Raw genomic sequence first — 13,963 nt, forward strand, 5'->3', positions numbered from 1 at the left:
CCGGCGAGGGCCGGCAAAACACGCAGCGAAGAAACCTGCAAAAAACCTTTCATACTTTCTGCTAACGCGCGGCTGACCAGTGCCGATAACCACTGATAGAGCACGGATCGCTCGTTTAACGGCCACGGATCGGCCACCCCACCATCCCAGGCAGGACTCTGTGCTCGAATCCGTGACTTCCGCCGCCTTGGCCAGCGCCATGGACGGCCTGGCGCTGCGCCAGCGCGCCATCGCGAACAACATCGCGAACGTCAACACGCCGAATTACCACGCAAAGCGTGTCAGCTTCGAGGCGGCCCTCGCAGACTCCGTCAGGTCCGGTGACGGCAGCGTCGGCGCCACCACAGGCACCTCGCTGGAGCCCACCGGGTTGAACGGCAACAACGTCAACCTGGACACCGAGACCCTGTCCAACATCGACACCGTGCTGCGCTTCCAGTTCGCCGCCCGGGCCATCGGCGGGGAATTCAATGCAGTCCGCGCCGCGATGAGGACCAACTAATGACGTTCGACGCAATCGGCATCGCCGGGTCGGCACTGACCGTACACCGCAAATGGCTGGACTCCGTCTCGGACAACCTTGCCAACATGAACAACGTCTCCCGCACCAGCGGACCGGCGTTCCAGGCCAAGTACGTCGAGGCCGCCGAAGGCGCGGAGGGCTCGGGCGTCTACGTCAAGAGCACCCAGCTCGGCAACGGCGAGGGCCGGATCGTTCACCAGCCGGACCACCCCCTGGCGGACGCCGACGGCAACGTGAAGTACCCGGACATTGACATGGCCGAACAGATGGGCGCCCTCATCATCGCCCAGCGCGGCTACCAGGCAAACGCGCAGGTAGTGGACCGCGCCCGTGAAAGCTACCTGGCCGCCCTTGAGATTGGAAGATCCTGATGCCTGTTTCCCCGATCGCCCCCGTCCAGGGCGTCATGCCCACCGACTACCTGTCCGGAGCGGGTGCCGCTACCGGCACTGACGGCTCCGCCTTCGGCGCCTCCCTCACCGGGGCGGTGGACAACCTCCAGCAGCTGCAGTCGACGTCGAAGGAGCTCGCTGTCTCCGCTGTCACCGGCAACCTGGACGACATCCACAACGCCACCCTCGCGGCCAGCCGCGCCCAGATCACCCTTGAACTCGTGGCCACCATGCGCAACAAGGGCGTTGACGCCTTCAACGAGATTATGAGGATGCAGGCCTGATGCCTCCGCAGATTACCGTCTTCTTCCAGCGCTTCGGCGCGGGCCTCAAAGGATTCACCGCCGGCCAGCGCACCATCGCCGTGATCGGCGCCGCGCTGCTGGTGGTGGGCATCATCGCGCTCTCCGCCTGGCTGTCCAAGCCCGCCCTGACGCCGCTGTTCTCCGGCCTCAAGGACACCGACGCCAACGGCATCGTGGAGCAACTGCGCGCGGACAACGTGCCGTATGAGCTGAGCGACGGCGGCTCCACCATCCTGGTGCCGCAGGACAAGGTCTACGACGAGCGCCTCAAGGCCGCCGCCGCCGGCCTGCCCACGGCCGCCGCCACCGGCTACTCCCTGCTGGACAAAATGGGGGTCACCTCCTCCGAGTTCCAGCAGTCCGTCACCTACAAGCGGGCCCTCGAAGGGGAACTCGCGAGCACCATCTCCGCCATGGACGGCGTACAGACCGCCGCAGTCCGCCTCGCGATTCCGGAAAAGACCGTTTTCGTGTCCAAAACCCCGGACACCACCGCCTCCGTCTTCGTGGAGACGGCCCCCGGCTCCACCCTCTCCGGCGACAAAGTCCAGGCGATCGTGCACCTGACGTCGGCCGCCATCGAAAACCTCAAGCCCGCCAACGTCTCCGTTGTCGACTCGCAGGGCAACGTCCTGTCCTCCGTCGGCGGCGCCGCGGCGGGGTCCGCTTCCAAGCAGGCCTCCGACTACCAGCAGCGCACCTCCGACGCCGTCAAGGCCGTTATGGACCGCGTCGTTGGCCCCGGCAACTCCACCGTGGCGGTGGCCGCGGACATCACGGGCGAATCCGCCCAGCAGAAGAGCGAAACCTTCACCAACGCTCCGGGCGCCCTGCCGCTCAGCGAGTCCTCCAAAACCGAGAAATACACCGGTACCGGAGGAGGCGCCGCGGGAGTCCTCGGCCCGGACAACATCGCCGTTCCCGGCGACACCAGCGGAAACGGCAGCTTCGACTCCTCCACCGAGACCAAGAACAATGCCGTCAACAAGATCACTGAGGACCGTGTGATCCCGGCCGGCGCCGTGAAACGGCAGACCATCTCGGTGGCCGTCGACCAGGCCGCCGCCGGCGGACTCAACGTCGCCTCGCTGACCTCACTCGTCACCGCCGCCGCCGGAGTCGACGCCGCCCGCGGCGACGTCGTGACGGTCGAAGTGGTGCCGTTCAGCACCGCCGCGGCGGACCAGGCTGCCGCCTCCCTCGAAGCGGCCAAAGCCGAACTCGAAGCCCAGAAGCAGTCAGCCTTCTTCAGCACCCTCATCACGGCGGGCAGCATTCTGCTGGGACTGCTCATCCTGGCCCTCGTCATCGCCATCGTCCTGCGCCGCCGGCAGAAGCGCGAACCGGTGGACCTCGGCGAACGCCTCGACCTGGAGATGATGCCGGTCATGCCCACCGTCACGGCGCTGCCCCCGGCACCCGCGACGTCGGCCATCCCGCTCACCGCCCTGCCCCCAATTGTGCCGCCGCCGGCCCAGGTGGAGGCCGAGCGCCGCCGCTTCGAGATCGACAGCATGGTCGCCTCCAACCCGGAAAAAGCGGCCGACTACCTGCGCGGCCTCATGGATGACAGGCAGCCGGTATGAAACTAGCCGATTCGACCCTCACCGGAACCCAGCGTGCCGCCGTCGTTCTTATGCAGATGAGCCCGGCCAACGCCGCCAAGGTGATGGCCCAGTTCAACGACGCCGAGGCCGAGGACATCGCCGCGGAAATCGTCCGCCTGCGGAAGGTGGATCCGGAAGTCGCCGAGCAGATCATGAAGGACTTCCACGAAGCCGCGATGTCCAGCCCCCGGCAGGCCCGTGGCGGCCGCGAGCTGGCCGAAGGCCTCCTGGAGGCATCCTTCGGCTCGGAAAAGGCAGCCGGGCTGCTCAACCGGCTCACGGTCAACATGGCGGGCAAGTCCTTCGAATTCCTCGAGGACATTGAACCGGTCCAGATCCTTGCCCTGATCGACGGCGAACTGCCGCAGACCATCGCACTGGTGCTGGCGCACCTTAGCCCGCGCAAGGCCTCGGCCGTGATGTCCGGGCTGCCCGGCTCGCTGCGGGCCGACGTCGCCCTGAGCATCGCGACCATGGGTTCCGGCGCGCCCGAGGCCATCGGGATTGTGGCCGACACCCTCAAACTGCGCGGCGGCGCGGCCGTCTCGCAGCAGGCGTCCAAGGTGGTGGGCGGCATCCAGCCGCTGCTGGAAATCATCAACCGGACCGACGCCGGCACGGAACGTTCCGTGCTGGACGGCCTGGACCTGCTGGATCCGGACCTCGCCGTGGAAATCCGCGCCCAGATGGTCACCTTCGACGACATCGTGAAGCTGGAACGCCGCGACGTGCAGCTGGTCCTCCGCGGCCTGGACGCGTCCGTGCTGGCCGTCGCCATGAAGGGCGCCTCGGAACCGGTCCTGGAGACCATCACCACCAACGTTTCCGGCCGCAACCTGGAAATCCTCGAATCCGAGATCGCCGCCCTGGGCCCGCTGCGGGCCTCGCAGATCGAAGAAGCCCGTGCCGCCGTGGTGCGTTCCATCCGCGAGCTCGAGGCCGACGGCCAGATCACCATCCAGCGCGGGGACGAAGAGGACTATGTTTACTGACGGGGCCGCGACCGACAGCGCCCCGGCACGGATTGTCTTCCCCTCGCTCCGCTCGAGCGGACCCGCCAGCGAACAGGCCGGCTACACCGAAGGCCACGCCGCCGGCTATGCGGCCGGGGTCCGGGCCGCCGCCAAGGAACAGCGCCGCTGGCGCGACCGCATGTCCGCCGAGCAGGCCGCCTCACTGGCCGCCGGGCAGCAGGACCTCGATCGCGCGGTCCGTGCCCTGGCCGTGGCGCGGACGGACTTCTCACACCGCAACGTCCAGGCGCTGCACGATGCCGAGGAGGTCCTGGCCCGCACCGCGCTGGAACTCGCCGAGGCCATCCTGGGCTACGAACTGGCCGAGGGCACCAGGACGGCCCGCGCCGCCCTGGACCGCGCCCTGTCCGGAAACGATGCCGCCACAGTGCTGGCCATCCGGCTGAACCCGGCCGACATCGCGGTCCTGGCCAAGGAAGGCCAGGACTTGCCCGCCGGCCTGCCACTGCTCGCGGACCAATCGCTTAACCGCGGCGACGCCAAGGTCGAATACCAGCAAGGCTGGCTCGACGCGAGCCTCGGCAGCGCCCTGGCACGCGCCCGCGCAGCGCTTTTGGGCGACCAGGACTGGGACGAGATTTCGCAGGGGGACCAGCGATGATCGCCGACTGGCGTCCCAAGGGAGCCGACTACGCCGCGGCACTGCGCGCCGCCGCCCCGCAACGGGTAGGCGTCGTCACCTCGGTCATGGGCCTTGGCCTTGAAGTATCCGGACTGGACTGCGCCCTGGGCGACCTGGTGACCGTCGGCTCCAACCCGGGACTGGACGCCGAGGTGGTCGCCGCCCTGGACAGCTCCGTGCGCTGCATGCCGCTGGGCCGGCTGGCCGGCATCGCGGCGGGCGATCCCGTCCGGGCCAAGGGCGGCACCGTCCTGGTCCCCACCGGATCAGGGCTCTTTGGCCGCGTCCTCGACGGCCTCGGCCGGCCCATCGACGGCAAGGGCCCCCTCACCAGCGGACCCCGCGTGCCGATCGACAACGAAGCCCCGAACGCCATGAAACGCGCCCGCATCGGTACACCCCTGCAGACCGGCGTCCGCGTCCTGGACACCATGACCACCCTCGGCAAGGGACAGCGCATGGGGCTCTTCGCCGGTTCCGGCGTCGGAAAGTCGTCCCTGCTCTCGATGATCGCCCGCGGCACGGACGCGGAAGTCTCGGTGATCGCCCTCGTGGGGGAGCGCGGCCGTGAAGTCCGCGAGTTTCTCGAGGACGACCTCGGACCTGCCGGCCTGGCCCGTTCCGTCGTTGTGGTCGCCACCTCGGACGAACCCGCTCTGATGCGCATGCGCGCGGCGTTCACCGCGACGCGGATCGCCGAATCCTTCCGCGACAACGGCCAGGACGTGGTCCTGATGATGGATTCCCTCACCCGCGTGGCGATGGCCCAGCGGGAGATCGGCCTCTCCGCCGGCGAGCCCCCCGCCACCCGCGGCTACCCGCCGTCGACCTTTTCCATCCTGGCCCGGCTGCTGGAACGCGCCGGCACCTCCGAGACCGGCTCCGTCACGGGCATCTACACCGTGCTGGTGGACGGCGACGACCACAACGAACCGATCGCCGACGCCGCCCGCTCCATCCTGGACGGCCATGTGGTCCTGGACCGGAAGCTCGCCGTCACCGGGCACTTCCCCTCGGTGGATGTACTCGGCTCGGTCTCCCGCGTCGCCACGAAGGTCAACGCCCGCCCGCACCTTGACGCGGCGGCGACCCTGCGGCGCGTCCTCGCAGCCCGCAAGGCCGCGCAGGACCTGATCGACGTCGGCGCCTACCAGGCGGGCACCAACCCGCTGGTGGACGCGGCCCTGAACCACGAGCAGGACATCAGCACCTTCCTGCAGCAGCCGATGGACGAATCCACGGCGCACCCCGAGTCCTGGCAACGGCTCACCCATCTCACGTCGATCCTGGGAGCAGCAGCATGAACCGCCAATTCCCCCTGGCAGGGCTCCTGCGCCTCCGCCAGCTCCAGCAAGACCAGGCTGCCACCGGGCTGGCCGGTGCCCGCTCGCGTTCCAGCTCCGTGCGGGCGCGCGAAGCAGCCGCACGCCGTGACCTCGCCGAGGGAGACGCGCCCGTTTCGGGCTCCGCGTCCCTGCGGGCTGTGGCCGCGGCCCGGTCCTCGTCCCACAGCATGCTCGCGGACCTGCAGAACCTCTCGAGGATCGCGGAGACCGAGGAGGCCACGGCGCGCCAGGAGTTCATCGCCGCCCGCACCCGTTCCGTCGGCCTGGAGAAGCTGCAGGCCCGCCACGACGCCGAGGTGTTGACCGCGGACCTGCGCGCCGAACAGTCGGCCCTGGACGAGATCGCCTCCACTGTCTGGCACCGCGAAGAGCAGGAGGTGAGGTCATGAGCATGACCGAGGCTATCGGCCGGATGCAGGGCATCCAATCGATGATCGCTGAATTGTCACGTCCCGCGGCCTCGGAGGCCAACACCGCCGCGCTGAAGTCGGCGGCGTCGACGTCGCTCGCCACCGGTACCGGAAACGGAGACGCCGGGTCCTTCACCGAAGCGCTGACCGCGGCACTGGGCGGAACCAACGGGACCGACGTGTCCTCCCTCGCCAACAGCCTGGGGCTGGGCGGCACGTCTCCGATCGGTGCGCTGAAGGGCATCACGCCGCCCGCCACCGTTCCAGCCGCAGGCACGGCGACTGGCAACGACGTCGTGGCCGTGGCCAAGAAGTACATCGGTGTTCCCTACGTCTGGGGCGGAACAAACCCGGCCACCGGGATGGACTGCTCCGGCTTCACCCAGCGGGTCTTCAAGGACCTCGGCGTTGAGATTCCCCGCGTGGTCAGTGACCAGATGCGCCAGGGCACTCCGGTGGCGTCCCTGGCCGAGGCAAAGCCCGGCGACCTGCTGGTGAGCTTCGGCGGGGACCACATCTCCATCTACCTGGGCAACGGCAAGGCCATCGACGCACCCGTCCCCGGCAAAACCATCCAGATCCGTGACGCCTGGGAACAGCACTCCAACCTGACCTCCATCCGGCGCATCGTCCCGGCCGGGACGGCGTCATGAAAGGCATGGATCTGGGAACCGCGCTGTCTGCGCCGGTCCAGGGCCGCGGCGGCCAGGAGGGCGCACGCCCGCAGCCTGCCGCCGGGCGCCAGAACACCACGGCGTTCGCGGCAATGCTCCACGACGTTCAGGGCACAGCTGACTCAGCGCCGGGGCCCACCCCCGACGCCGGCAGTGCCGTGGCCGATGACGCACAGATCAACGCTCCTTCCGGCGCCCCGGCCCAGCCTCCAGCCGGGGGAGCCGACGTCGGATCGGCGACGGCGCAGGATCCTGCCGCCGTGACCAACGCAGCGGCCAGCGCCGCCGCCAGCCTGGTTCCGAACGTAGCCGCCAACGCGGCCTCGCTTCTGGGCGCCCCCACCCTGGCCGCGGTCCGTGAACTGCCCGCCGACGGGCGGGCCGGTCCGCCGCAGGCTCTGGCGGCTGTTCCGGGCGTTACGTCAGTTGCCGGGGTTCCGGCGACCGGCAGCCCGGAGCACTCTGCAGCGCACCTCGCCGAGCCCGTAGCGGCGACGCCGGTGCCGACGTCCGGACCCGATCCCCGGTTTGCCTCAGCGGCAGGACCGCAGGCTGGAACCGTTCAGCCCGGTACCGTCGTTCAGTCCGGAACAGCGCAGCCCGGAACAGCGCAGGCGGCGGTGGCGGCGAGCGAACAGATCACCGGAATGCGTTCCGGCCAGGCACTTCCCCCTGCGGGTGGACCCGCCGCGGTTGCCGGCGCCAGTGCCGCCGGCAGGGTGCCGGACGGCAGCGCGGCGTCAGCTGCCTACCCGGCGCAGCAGCCTGCCGGCACGCAGAACCCCTCCTCGGCTCCTTCCAACGCCTCAACCGCGGCGCCCGCGGCGCCCGCCCCAGGCCCGGGCACCACCGGCACGGCCCAGGAGTCCTTGCCGGTGCAATCCGTTGCCCCGGCTACTGCGGCAACTCCGGCAGTACCAACAGCAGCGGCGCTGGCGTCACGCGCGGGAACAGCGTCGCCAGCCTCACCGGCCTTGGCCTCAGCACCGTCGGCCGCCGTCGCGGGTCCCGCCGCGGCCGCAAGCACCGCCGCATTTCTCCCGGGCGCTGCTCTCCCGGGCGCTGCGCTCGCCGAGGGCGGCGGGTCCGGTGTCCGCCCCGAATCCACCCCGGCGGCCGCTCCCGCCGCTGCACCGGCTGCTGCACCCGCGCCGGCTCCCGCCGACGCGCTCGCCGCAGCTGGAAGCGCTGCCGCCGCGCCGCCGGCCAGCCAGCCGACGTCGTCCGCCGCTGCGCCACAACCTCCAGCTCCAGCGGCGCCCCAGCCGGGCGCCACGCTCCAGCCGCAGGTGGCGAAGCCGCTCTTCACCCTTGCCGGGGCACCGCAGGGACAGCACATCATGACGCTGCAGGTGACCCCGGAGGATCTTGGCCCGGTGACGGTCCGGGCGCAGATCGATGCCACCGGCGTGCGGATCGAGCTCTTCGCCCCGGGCGACGCCGGGCGTGAGGCCATCCGCGGGATCCTGCCGGAACTCCGCAAGGAACTCGCTGATGCCGGATTCGGGGCAAGCCTGGACGTTTCCGAGCACAGCGGGCCGGGCAGCGCCGCGCGGGACGGCACCGGCCAGGACGGCACCGGCCGGGACGGAACCGGCCGGGACGGGCGGGACTCTGGTTCGGCGCCGGGAAACCGCAACGGCCCGGGCGATCAACGCCCCGGCCACCGCTGGGACGCCCTGGCCGACGGCGCGGCCCTGCTCAACGCCAGGACCCTGAACGGCCCCCAAACCACCCTCGACATTCTTGTCTGACACGAAGGAACGCGACTCATGACGATCCAGCCCATCGCCCCGCAGCCGGTCACAGCCGCGGGGGAGACCTCGCAGGCAGCTGCCGTGCGGGCACCCGTGCAGACCATGGATTCGGAGGTCTTTATGTCCCTCCTGGTCGCCCAGCTCAAGAACCAGAACCCGAGCGCGCCCATGGACACCAACCAGATGATGAGCCAGACCATCCAGCTCTCCATGATGGAAAAGATGCAGGAACTGACCACCAACAGCCAGGAAGGGTTCTCCCTGCAGATGCGGCAGGCCGCCGCCCAGCTGGTCGGCCAGTCCGTTGACTACACGCTCACTGACGGCACCACCGGCACGGGCATCGCCAGCTCCGTGTCCTACTCCGGAGCAGTTCCGACCGTCAAGGTTGGCGACCTCTCCATCCCCCTCGACTCCATCACCGGGCTCACCGCTCCGGCCGCTCCCTGACCAGTTTTTCACCCGTAGAAAGGCAGTTCCCATGCTCCGCTCGCTGTACTCCGGAATCTCCGGCCTCCGCGCCCACCAGACCATGCTGGACGTCACCGGCAACAACATCGCCAACGTGAACACGGCCGGCTTCAAGGCCTCCTCCACCCAGTTTCAGGACACCCTGTCCCAGATGACGCAGGGTGCCTCCGGCCCGCAGGCCGAAACGGGCGGCAGTAACCCCGCGCAGATCGGCCTCGGCGTCCGCGTCGCCGGTGTCAGCACCAACTTCGCCCAGGGCTCCTCGCAGAGCACCGGCCGCGCCACGGACATGATGATCTCCGGCGACGGTTTCTTCGTCACCAGCAAGGGCGGCCAGCAGCTCTTCACCCGCGCTGGCGCCTTCAGCCCCGACGCCGCCGGCCAGCTGGTCAGCCCCGACGGCGGCATCCTGCAGGGCTGGACGGCCGTCAACGGTGCAGTCAACACCGGCGGACCGGTCGGTGACCTCGCGCTGAACGCCAACAACCTGGTGCCCGCGGTGTCCACGAACGCGGTCACCGTGGACGGCAACCTGCCGAGCGAGGGCGGCACGCTGGAACGCGTCGTCAAGGTCTACGACGCCACCGGTGCCGAGCGGAACCTCACCCTCACCTTCACCGGGGCAGGCAACAGCTGGAATGTTTCCGGCGCGGATGCCAACGGCAGCACGGGAACGGCGACTCTGGGCTTCACCAACGGGAAGCTGACCAGCGGCGGCCCGCTGACGGTCGGCGGCATCACCGTCAACCTTCCCGAGGTCTCCTCCTTCGCAGGGATGACGTCCCTCGCCGTCAGCGGCCAGAACGGCTCCGCCGCCGGAAAGCTGGAGTCCTACACCCTCGGCAACGACGGCTCCCTGATCGGATCCTTCAGCAACGGCGTGAAGCAGGTCCTCGCCAAGATCGCGCTCGCCAAGTTCACCAACCCCTCCGGGCTGGAGAAGACCGGCGGCTCGTCCTACGTTGCCACGGCCAACTCCGGCGGCGTGCAGCTCGGCGGAGCGGGCGACGCCGGCATCGGCAGCCTCTCCGGCGGCTCCCTGGAAATGTCCAACGTGGACCTCTCCCAGGAATTCACCAACCTGATCGTCGCCCAGCGCGGCTTCCAGGCCAACGCCCGCATCATCACCACCTCGGACGAAGTCCTGCAGGAACTGGGCAACCTCAAGCGCTAGAACTCCGGAGGAGCTGGCTGACTCCTGGATGACTCCGGCCCGAGTCCGGAACAAAATTTGCGGACTCGGGCCGGGTCATCCTGGCGCCGCGATGTCAGTTGATTGCCTCGACGCCAAGCCGCTTGAGTTCTTCCAGATGGTTCCGCATTTTTTGCAGCACCTCAGGGGAGTGCGGCTGCCAGTCCAAGACCTCGTCAACCACCCGCAGCGGCTCCCTGGTGCGGTAGGACCTCGTCGGGTTGCCCGGGAACTTCTGGTCCGTCAGATTGGGGTCATCCTCAAACGGGCCCGTGGGCTCCACGCGGTAGATTCTGCCCGGTCCCTCGCCGAGCCCCAGCTCCGCGCCCCAAGTAGCAGCATCGAGTGTGGCGGTCAGGTAGATGTAGTTCGCCCGCTTTCGCTCACCGAAATTCGAGCTATAGCCGGGTTCCAGCAAATCCCCCGGCAACAGGCGAGCCTTCGTGCCGTGGAAGAAGGGCCCGGGATCCTTGGCCCCGGATGGCAGAGATTCGTTGTCCATGCACGCCTCCTCGAAGTTGGGACCCACTCTAGCCCGGCGCAGGCAACGGTAGGATCGTGAGGTGAAAAAACAATCCTGCGGTGTCTGCGGCTCGGCCGTGTTCTTTGAAAATTCGGTCTGCCTGCACTGCGGAACGAACCTCGGATACCTGCGGGAGCTGCGCGCGATCGTCGTGGTGGACGGGGAAGGGCGTTACCGGGACTCATCGGGCAACGAGTGGTACATCTGCGCGAATCTGTTGCTCTCCGGCTGCACCTGGCTTGCCCCGACGAGCGGCGGCCAGTGCTTCAGCTGCGACCTCACACGGACCAGGCCCCACGACGGCGACGCCAAAGGCCTCTCACAGTTCATTGTGGCTGAGCGGGCCAAGCGCCAGCTCATCTCCGAACTGGATGAGCTGGGCCTGCCGATCGTCACCCGTGCGGAGGAGCCTGACAAGGGCCTTGCGTTCGACCTGCTGTCCAGCGTCCATGAGAACGTGGTCATCGGCCATGCCGCCGGAATCATCACCATTGACCTTGCGGAGAGCGACGACGCCTACCGCGAGAGGATGCGCGCCCAGCTCGATGAGCCTTACCGCACGATGCTGGGGCATTTCCGGCACGAAGTGGGCCACTATTTTGAGGACGCGCTCGTCTTCAGCCATGACGGGCTGACCCAAGAGGCCCGGGATCTCTTCGGCGACGACACCAAGGACTACCAGGCGGAGATTGACCGCCACTACTCCGAAGGCGCCCCTGCGGACTGGGAGCAGCGGTACATCTCCCGGTACGCCACCATGCACCCGTACGAGGATTTCGCCGAGTCCTTCGCCCACTATCTGCACATCTGCGACACCGTTGACACCGCCCGGGAATTCGGCCTGATCCCGAAGACACCGGAGGCCTCGTCGTTCCGCGACCTCGTGGAAACCGAATGGCTGCCGCTCTCGGTCGCGCTGAACCAGGTCAACCGGAGCATGGGAAAGGACGATCTCTACCCCTTCGTCCTCCCCAACACGGTGATCGAGAAGCTTGAGTTCGTCCACGGGCTCCGCACGTCGGCGCAGGCCGCCTCCTAACGACTTGCCCGCCGCCTAACGAACAGGCCGCCTCTGCCGACAGTAGGAGGAGAACACACCCTCCCTTGCTGACCACGCTGAGCGGAACACCCGCTGAGCAGAAAACCAGAGCAGAATCGGCCCATGATCGTCGTCACACGCCTCAACGGAACGCGCTTCGCGGTCAATCCGGATCTGATCGAGCGCATCCACGAGAGCCCGGACACCCATCTGGTGACCCTCGACGGCGCCGCGTACGTGGTGCTGGAAAGCCTCGCAGAAGTTGTCGAGCTCATCGCCGACTACCGGGCGTACGTCCTGAGCAAGGCACGGGACTTTCCCGCCGTGACGGGATACCCGTTAAGCCTCGTGCCGCCGTCGGACCCTGAAGACGGCGGCCGCCGCCCCGCACCTGAGCCACCAAGAAAGTAATCCATGGATCCCGCAACAGTCATCGGACTGCTCCTCGCCTTTGGCTCCCTCATCGTGATGGTCCTGCTGGAAGGCGGCAGCCTCTCGTCGCTACTGCTCCCAGCCCCGATGATCCTTGTCTTCGGGGCCACCCTGGCCATCGGGCTGGCCGGGAACACCCTCAAGGACGTCATCCAGGCCTTCAAAGCGGTGCCGGGGATGTTCATCGGGAAAACAGCGAAGCCGCAGGACAGCATCGACCAGATGGTCCGGTTCGCGGAAAAGGCGCGCAGCGAGGGCCTCCTGTCCCTCGAGGAGGAAGCCGCCAGCGTCAACGATCCCTTCCTGGCCCGTGCCCTGCAGAACATCGCCGACGGCACCGACGCCGAAGACCTCCGGATGCAGATGGAGGATGAGATCGACACGAAGGCACGCAGCGACCATTCCGCGTCGAAGTTCTTCGCGTCCCTTGGCGGTTACGCCCCCACCGTCGGCATCGTCGGAACTGTCGTCTCCCTGACCCACGTCCTGGAAAACCTGTCCCAGCCGGACGAACTGGGGCACATGATTGCCGCCGCGTTCGTCGCCACGCTCTGGGGCCTGCTGTCCGCCAACTTCATCTGGCTGCCGTTCAGCTCCCGCCTGGCGAGGCTGTCCGAACTGGACATTGAACGCCGGACGCTGCTGATGGAAGGCATGCTCGCCGTGCAGGCCGGCGCCCAGCCGCTGCTGCTCGCCGAACGTCTCCGTTCCATGGTTCCCGAACACCAGCTCAAGAGTTCCGGAAACGACCGCAAGGCACCGGCCGGCGACGCCGAAGCGATGGACAACGCCGCGTGAGTGGCCGCCGTCGCCCCCGCAAGAAACCCGAAGAGCACCACGTCGACGAACGCTGGATGGCGTCCTACATGGACATGGTCACGGTGCTGATGTGCCTGTTCATCGTCCTCTACGCCATGTCCACCGTTGACGCGAACAAGTTCGAGAAGCTCCGCAATTCCCTCGCCACCGGCTTTGGTGCGGTAGCGAGCGAAACAGTGGACACGGCCGAGGGCACGGTAGTCCCGCCGGAATTCGTGGACGAAAACCTCGAGGCCTTCGCCGCCCTGCCGTCGGCAAAAGCGACGGCGGCGCCCGACGCGCTCGAAGCGGCCTTGAAGGAAGTGGACCGGCTGCGGGCCCTGGAGGCGAAGATGAAGGCCGGCCTGAAGGCGGCCGGGCTCAGCGAGAACGTCGAATTCCAGATCGACCAGCGCGGACTCACGGTCAAACTGATCGGCTCCCAGACCTTTTTCGCACCGGACCGGCCGGAACTGACAGCGCGTGCCGCCCACGTCCTGAAAATCATCTCGCCCATCCTCGGACCGGCGGCCCTGGAGATCATGGTCGAAGGCCACGCCGCCAACGGCGTGACCTCCTACCCGTCTACCTGGGAGTTGTCCTCGGCCCGTGCCGTGAACGTCCTGCGCTACATGGTCGACCGCGGCGGCATCGCCCCGGCAACCATCGGCGCCGTCGCCTTCGGCTCCGCACGGCAGGTCAATGACGATTCCACGCCGGCGCTCATGGAGCGAAACCGCCGGGTGGACATCGTGATCATCTCGGACCAGCCCGACGTCGTCCGGGCACTGATCCCGGAAGTGCTCAAGCACAGCGAGAAATAAGGTCTGCATTTTGC

At 68.2% G+C, this 13,963-nt stretch carries 17 protein-coding genes; 16 read left to right on the plus strand and 1 reads right to left on the minus strand.

The window, feature by feature from the left end; genetic code table 11:
- The first annotated feature begins 160 nt into the window (after nucleotides 1–160).
- The 12 genes from flgB to AC6EUH_RS16920 are packed head-to-tail and all read left to right on the plus strand — an operon-like array spanning nucleotide 161 to nucleotide 10,315.
- Nucleotides 161–502: a flagellar basal body rod protein FlgB gene (flgB, locus tag AC6EUH_RS16865; RefSeq protein WP_056424328.1), complete on the plus strand. Its 342-nt coding sequence runs from the start codon at nucleotides 161–163 to the stop codon at nucleotides 500–502.
- On the plus strand, nucleotides 502–894 hold the full coding sequence (locus tag AC6EUH_RS16870; RefSeq protein WP_056424331.1) for a flagellar basal body rod protein FlgC: 393 nt from the start codon (nucleotides 502–504) through the stop codon (nucleotides 892–894). The genes flgB and AC6EUH_RS16870 overlap by 1 nt, the downstream gene beginning before the upstream one ends.
- The gene (gene fliE, locus AC6EUH_RS16875) at nucleotides 894–1,199 is read left to right on the plus strand and encodes a flagellar hook-basal body complex protein FliE (protein WP_056424334.1); all 306 of its coding nucleotides are present in this window, start codon (nucleotides 894–896) and stop codon (nucleotides 1,197–1,199) included. Before AC6EUH_RS16870 ends, fliE begins: the two co-directional genes overlap by 1 nt.
- On the plus strand, nucleotides 1,199–2,806 hold the full coding sequence (gene fliF, locus AC6EUH_RS16880; protein WP_499739367.1) for a flagellar basal-body MS-ring/collar protein FliF: 1,608 nt from the start codon (nucleotides 1,199–1,201) through the stop codon (nucleotides 2,804–2,806). Before fliE ends, fliF begins: the two co-directional genes overlap by 1 nt.
- Complete coding sequence (fliG, locus tag AC6EUH_RS16885; RefSeq protein ID WP_056424340.1) at nucleotides 2,803–3,819, plus strand: flagellar motor switch protein FliG; 1,017 nt, start codon at nucleotides 2,803–2,805, stop codon at nucleotides 3,817–3,819. Before fliF ends, fliG begins: the two co-directional genes overlap by 4 nt.
- Nucleotides 3,809–4,462: a FliH/SctL family protein gene (locus tag AC6EUH_RS16890; RefSeq protein WP_499739368.1), complete on the plus strand. Its 654-nt coding sequence runs from the start codon at nucleotides 3,809–3,811 to the stop codon at nucleotides 4,460–4,462. The genes fliG and AC6EUH_RS16890 overlap by 11 nt, the downstream gene beginning before the upstream one ends.
- Nucleotides 4,459–5,787 (plus strand): FliI/YscN family ATPase, encoded by a 1,329-nt coding sequence (locus AC6EUH_RS16895; RefSeq protein ID WP_499739369.1) that lies wholly within the window; start codon nucleotides 4,459–4,461, stop codon nucleotides 5,785–5,787. Before AC6EUH_RS16890 ends, AC6EUH_RS16895 begins: the two co-directional genes overlap by 4 nt.
- Entirely contained in the window at nucleotides 5,784–6,218 is a 435-nt protein-coding gene (locus AC6EUH_RS16900) for a flagellar FliJ family protein (RefSeq protein ID WP_056424350.1), read from the plus strand. Before AC6EUH_RS16895 ends, AC6EUH_RS16900 begins: the two co-directional genes overlap by 4 nt.
- Nucleotides 6,215–6,892, plus strand: coding sequence for a C40 family peptidase (locus tag AC6EUH_RS16905; RefSeq protein ID WP_499739370.1), 678 nt, complete (start codon nucleotides 6,215–6,217; stop codon nucleotides 6,890–6,892). Before AC6EUH_RS16900 ends, AC6EUH_RS16905 begins: the two co-directional genes overlap by 4 nt.
- Entirely contained in the window at nucleotides 6,889–8,667 is a 1,779-nt protein-coding gene (locus AC6EUH_RS16910; RefSeq protein WP_499739371.1) for a flagellar hook-length control protein FliK, read from the plus strand. The genes AC6EUH_RS16905 and AC6EUH_RS16910 overlap by 4 nt, the downstream gene beginning before the upstream one ends.
- Nucleotides 8,668–8,685: 18 nt before the next feature.
- Nucleotides 8,686–9,120: a flagellar hook assembly protein FlgD gene (locus tag AC6EUH_RS16915; protein ID WP_056424360.1), complete on the plus strand. Its 435-nt coding sequence runs from the start codon at nucleotides 8,686–8,688 to the stop codon at nucleotides 9,118–9,120.
- 31 nt (nucleotides 9,121–9,151) lie between these two features.
- Entirely contained in the window at nucleotides 9,152–10,315 is a 1,164-nt protein-coding gene (locus tag AC6EUH_RS16920) for a flagellar hook protein FlgE (RefSeq protein WP_056424363.1), read from the plus strand.
- 94 nt (nucleotides 10,316–10,409) lie between these two features.
- Here the strand turns inward: AC6EUH_RS16920 and arr are convergent, their stop codons facing one another.
- Complete coding sequence (gene arr / locus AC6EUH_RS16925; protein ID WP_499739372.1) at nucleotides 10,410–10,835, minus strand: NAD(+)--rifampin ADP-ribosyltransferase; 426 nt, start codon at nucleotides 10,833–10,835, stop codon at nucleotides 10,410–10,412.
- A 61-nt stretch (nucleotides 10,836–10,896) separates the two neighbouring features.
- Between arr and AC6EUH_RS16930 the strand changes: the two genes are divergently transcribed.
- From AC6EUH_RS16930 to AC6EUH_RS16945, 4 genes are all read left to right on the plus strand, one after another.
- On the plus strand, nucleotides 10,897–11,895 hold the full coding sequence (locus tag AC6EUH_RS16930) for a zinc-binding metallopeptidase family protein (RefSeq protein ID WP_499739373.1): 999 nt from the start codon (nucleotides 10,897–10,899) through the stop codon (nucleotides 11,893–11,895).
- Between the two features lie 123 nt (nucleotides 11,896–12,018).
- The gene (locus AC6EUH_RS16935; protein ID WP_056424367.1) at nucleotides 12,019–12,306 is read left to right on the plus strand and encodes a flagellar FlbD family protein; all 288 of its coding nucleotides are present in this window, start codon (nucleotides 12,019–12,021) and stop codon (nucleotides 12,304–12,306) included.
- 3 nt (nucleotides 12,307–12,309) lie between these two features.
- Nucleotides 12,310–13,125, plus strand: coding sequence for a motility protein A (locus AC6EUH_RS16940; protein ID WP_056424372.1), 816 nt, complete (start codon nucleotides 12,310–12,312; stop codon nucleotides 13,123–13,125).
- A complete protein-coding gene (locus AC6EUH_RS16945; protein WP_056424375.1) occupies nucleotides 13,122–13,949 on the plus strand; it encodes an OmpA/MotB family protein in 828 nt (275 codons plus the stop codon). Before AC6EUH_RS16940 ends, AC6EUH_RS16945 begins: the two co-directional genes overlap by 4 nt.
- Nucleotides 13,950–13,963: the final 14 nt, after the last annotated feature.

It is taken from the genome of Arthrobacter sp. 001422645, assembly GCF_059816125.1.

Bases quoted from the DNA above. Each gene is read 5' to 3' on its own strand.
- AC6EUH_RS16870 (WP_056424331.1), top strand. From the start codon at position 502: ATGACGTTCGACGCAATCGGCATCGCCGGGTCGGCACTGACCGTACAC.
- fliE (WP_056424334.1), top strand. From the start codon at position 894: ATGCCTGTTTCCCCGATCGCCCCCGTCCAGGGCGTCATGCCCACCGAC.
- fliF (WP_499739367.1), top strand. From the start codon at position 1,199: ATGCCTCCGCAGATTACCGTCTTCTTCCAGCGCTTCGGCGCGGGCCTC.
- fliG (WP_056424340.1), top strand. From the start codon at position 2,803: ATGAAACTAGCCGATTCGACCCTCACCGGAACCCAGCGTGCCGCCGTC.
- AC6EUH_RS16890 (WP_499739368.1), top strand. From the start codon at position 3,809: ATGTTTACTGACGGGGCCGCGACCGACAGCGCCCCGGCACGGATTGTC.
- AC6EUH_RS16895 (WP_499739369.1), top strand. From the start codon at position 4,459: ATGATCGCCGACTGGCGTCCCAAGGGAGCCGACTACGCCGCGGCACTG.
- AC6EUH_RS16900 (WP_056424350.1), top strand. From the start codon at position 5,784: ATGAACCGCCAATTCCCCCTGGCAGGGCTCCTGCGCCTCCGCCAGCTC.
- AC6EUH_RS16905 (WP_499739370.1), top strand. From the start codon at position 6,215: ATGAGCATGACCGAGGCTATCGGCCGGATGCAGGGCATCCAATCGATG.
- AC6EUH_RS16910 (WP_499739371.1), top strand. From the start codon at position 6,889: ATGAAAGGCATGGATCTGGGAACCGCGCTGTCTGCGCCGGTCCAGGGC.
- AC6EUH_RS16915 (WP_056424360.1), top strand. From the start codon at position 8,686: ATGACGATCCAGCCCATCGCCCCGCAGCCGGTCACAGCCGCGGGGGAG.
- AC6EUH_RS16920 (WP_056424363.1), top strand. From the start codon at position 9,152: ATGCTCCGCTCGCTGTACTCCGGAATCTCCGGCCTCCGCGCCCACCAG.
- arr (WP_499739372.1), bottom strand. From the start codon at position 10,835: ATGGACAACGAATCTCTGCCATCCGGGGCCAAGGATCCCGGGCCCTTC.
- AC6EUH_RS16935 (WP_056424367.1), top strand. From the start codon at position 12,019: ATGATCGTCGTCACACGCCTCAACGGAACGCGCTTCGCGGTCAATCCG.
- AC6EUH_RS16940 (WP_056424372.1), top strand. From the start codon at position 12,310: ATGGATCCCGCAACAGTCATCGGACTGCTCCTCGCCTTTGGCTCCCTC.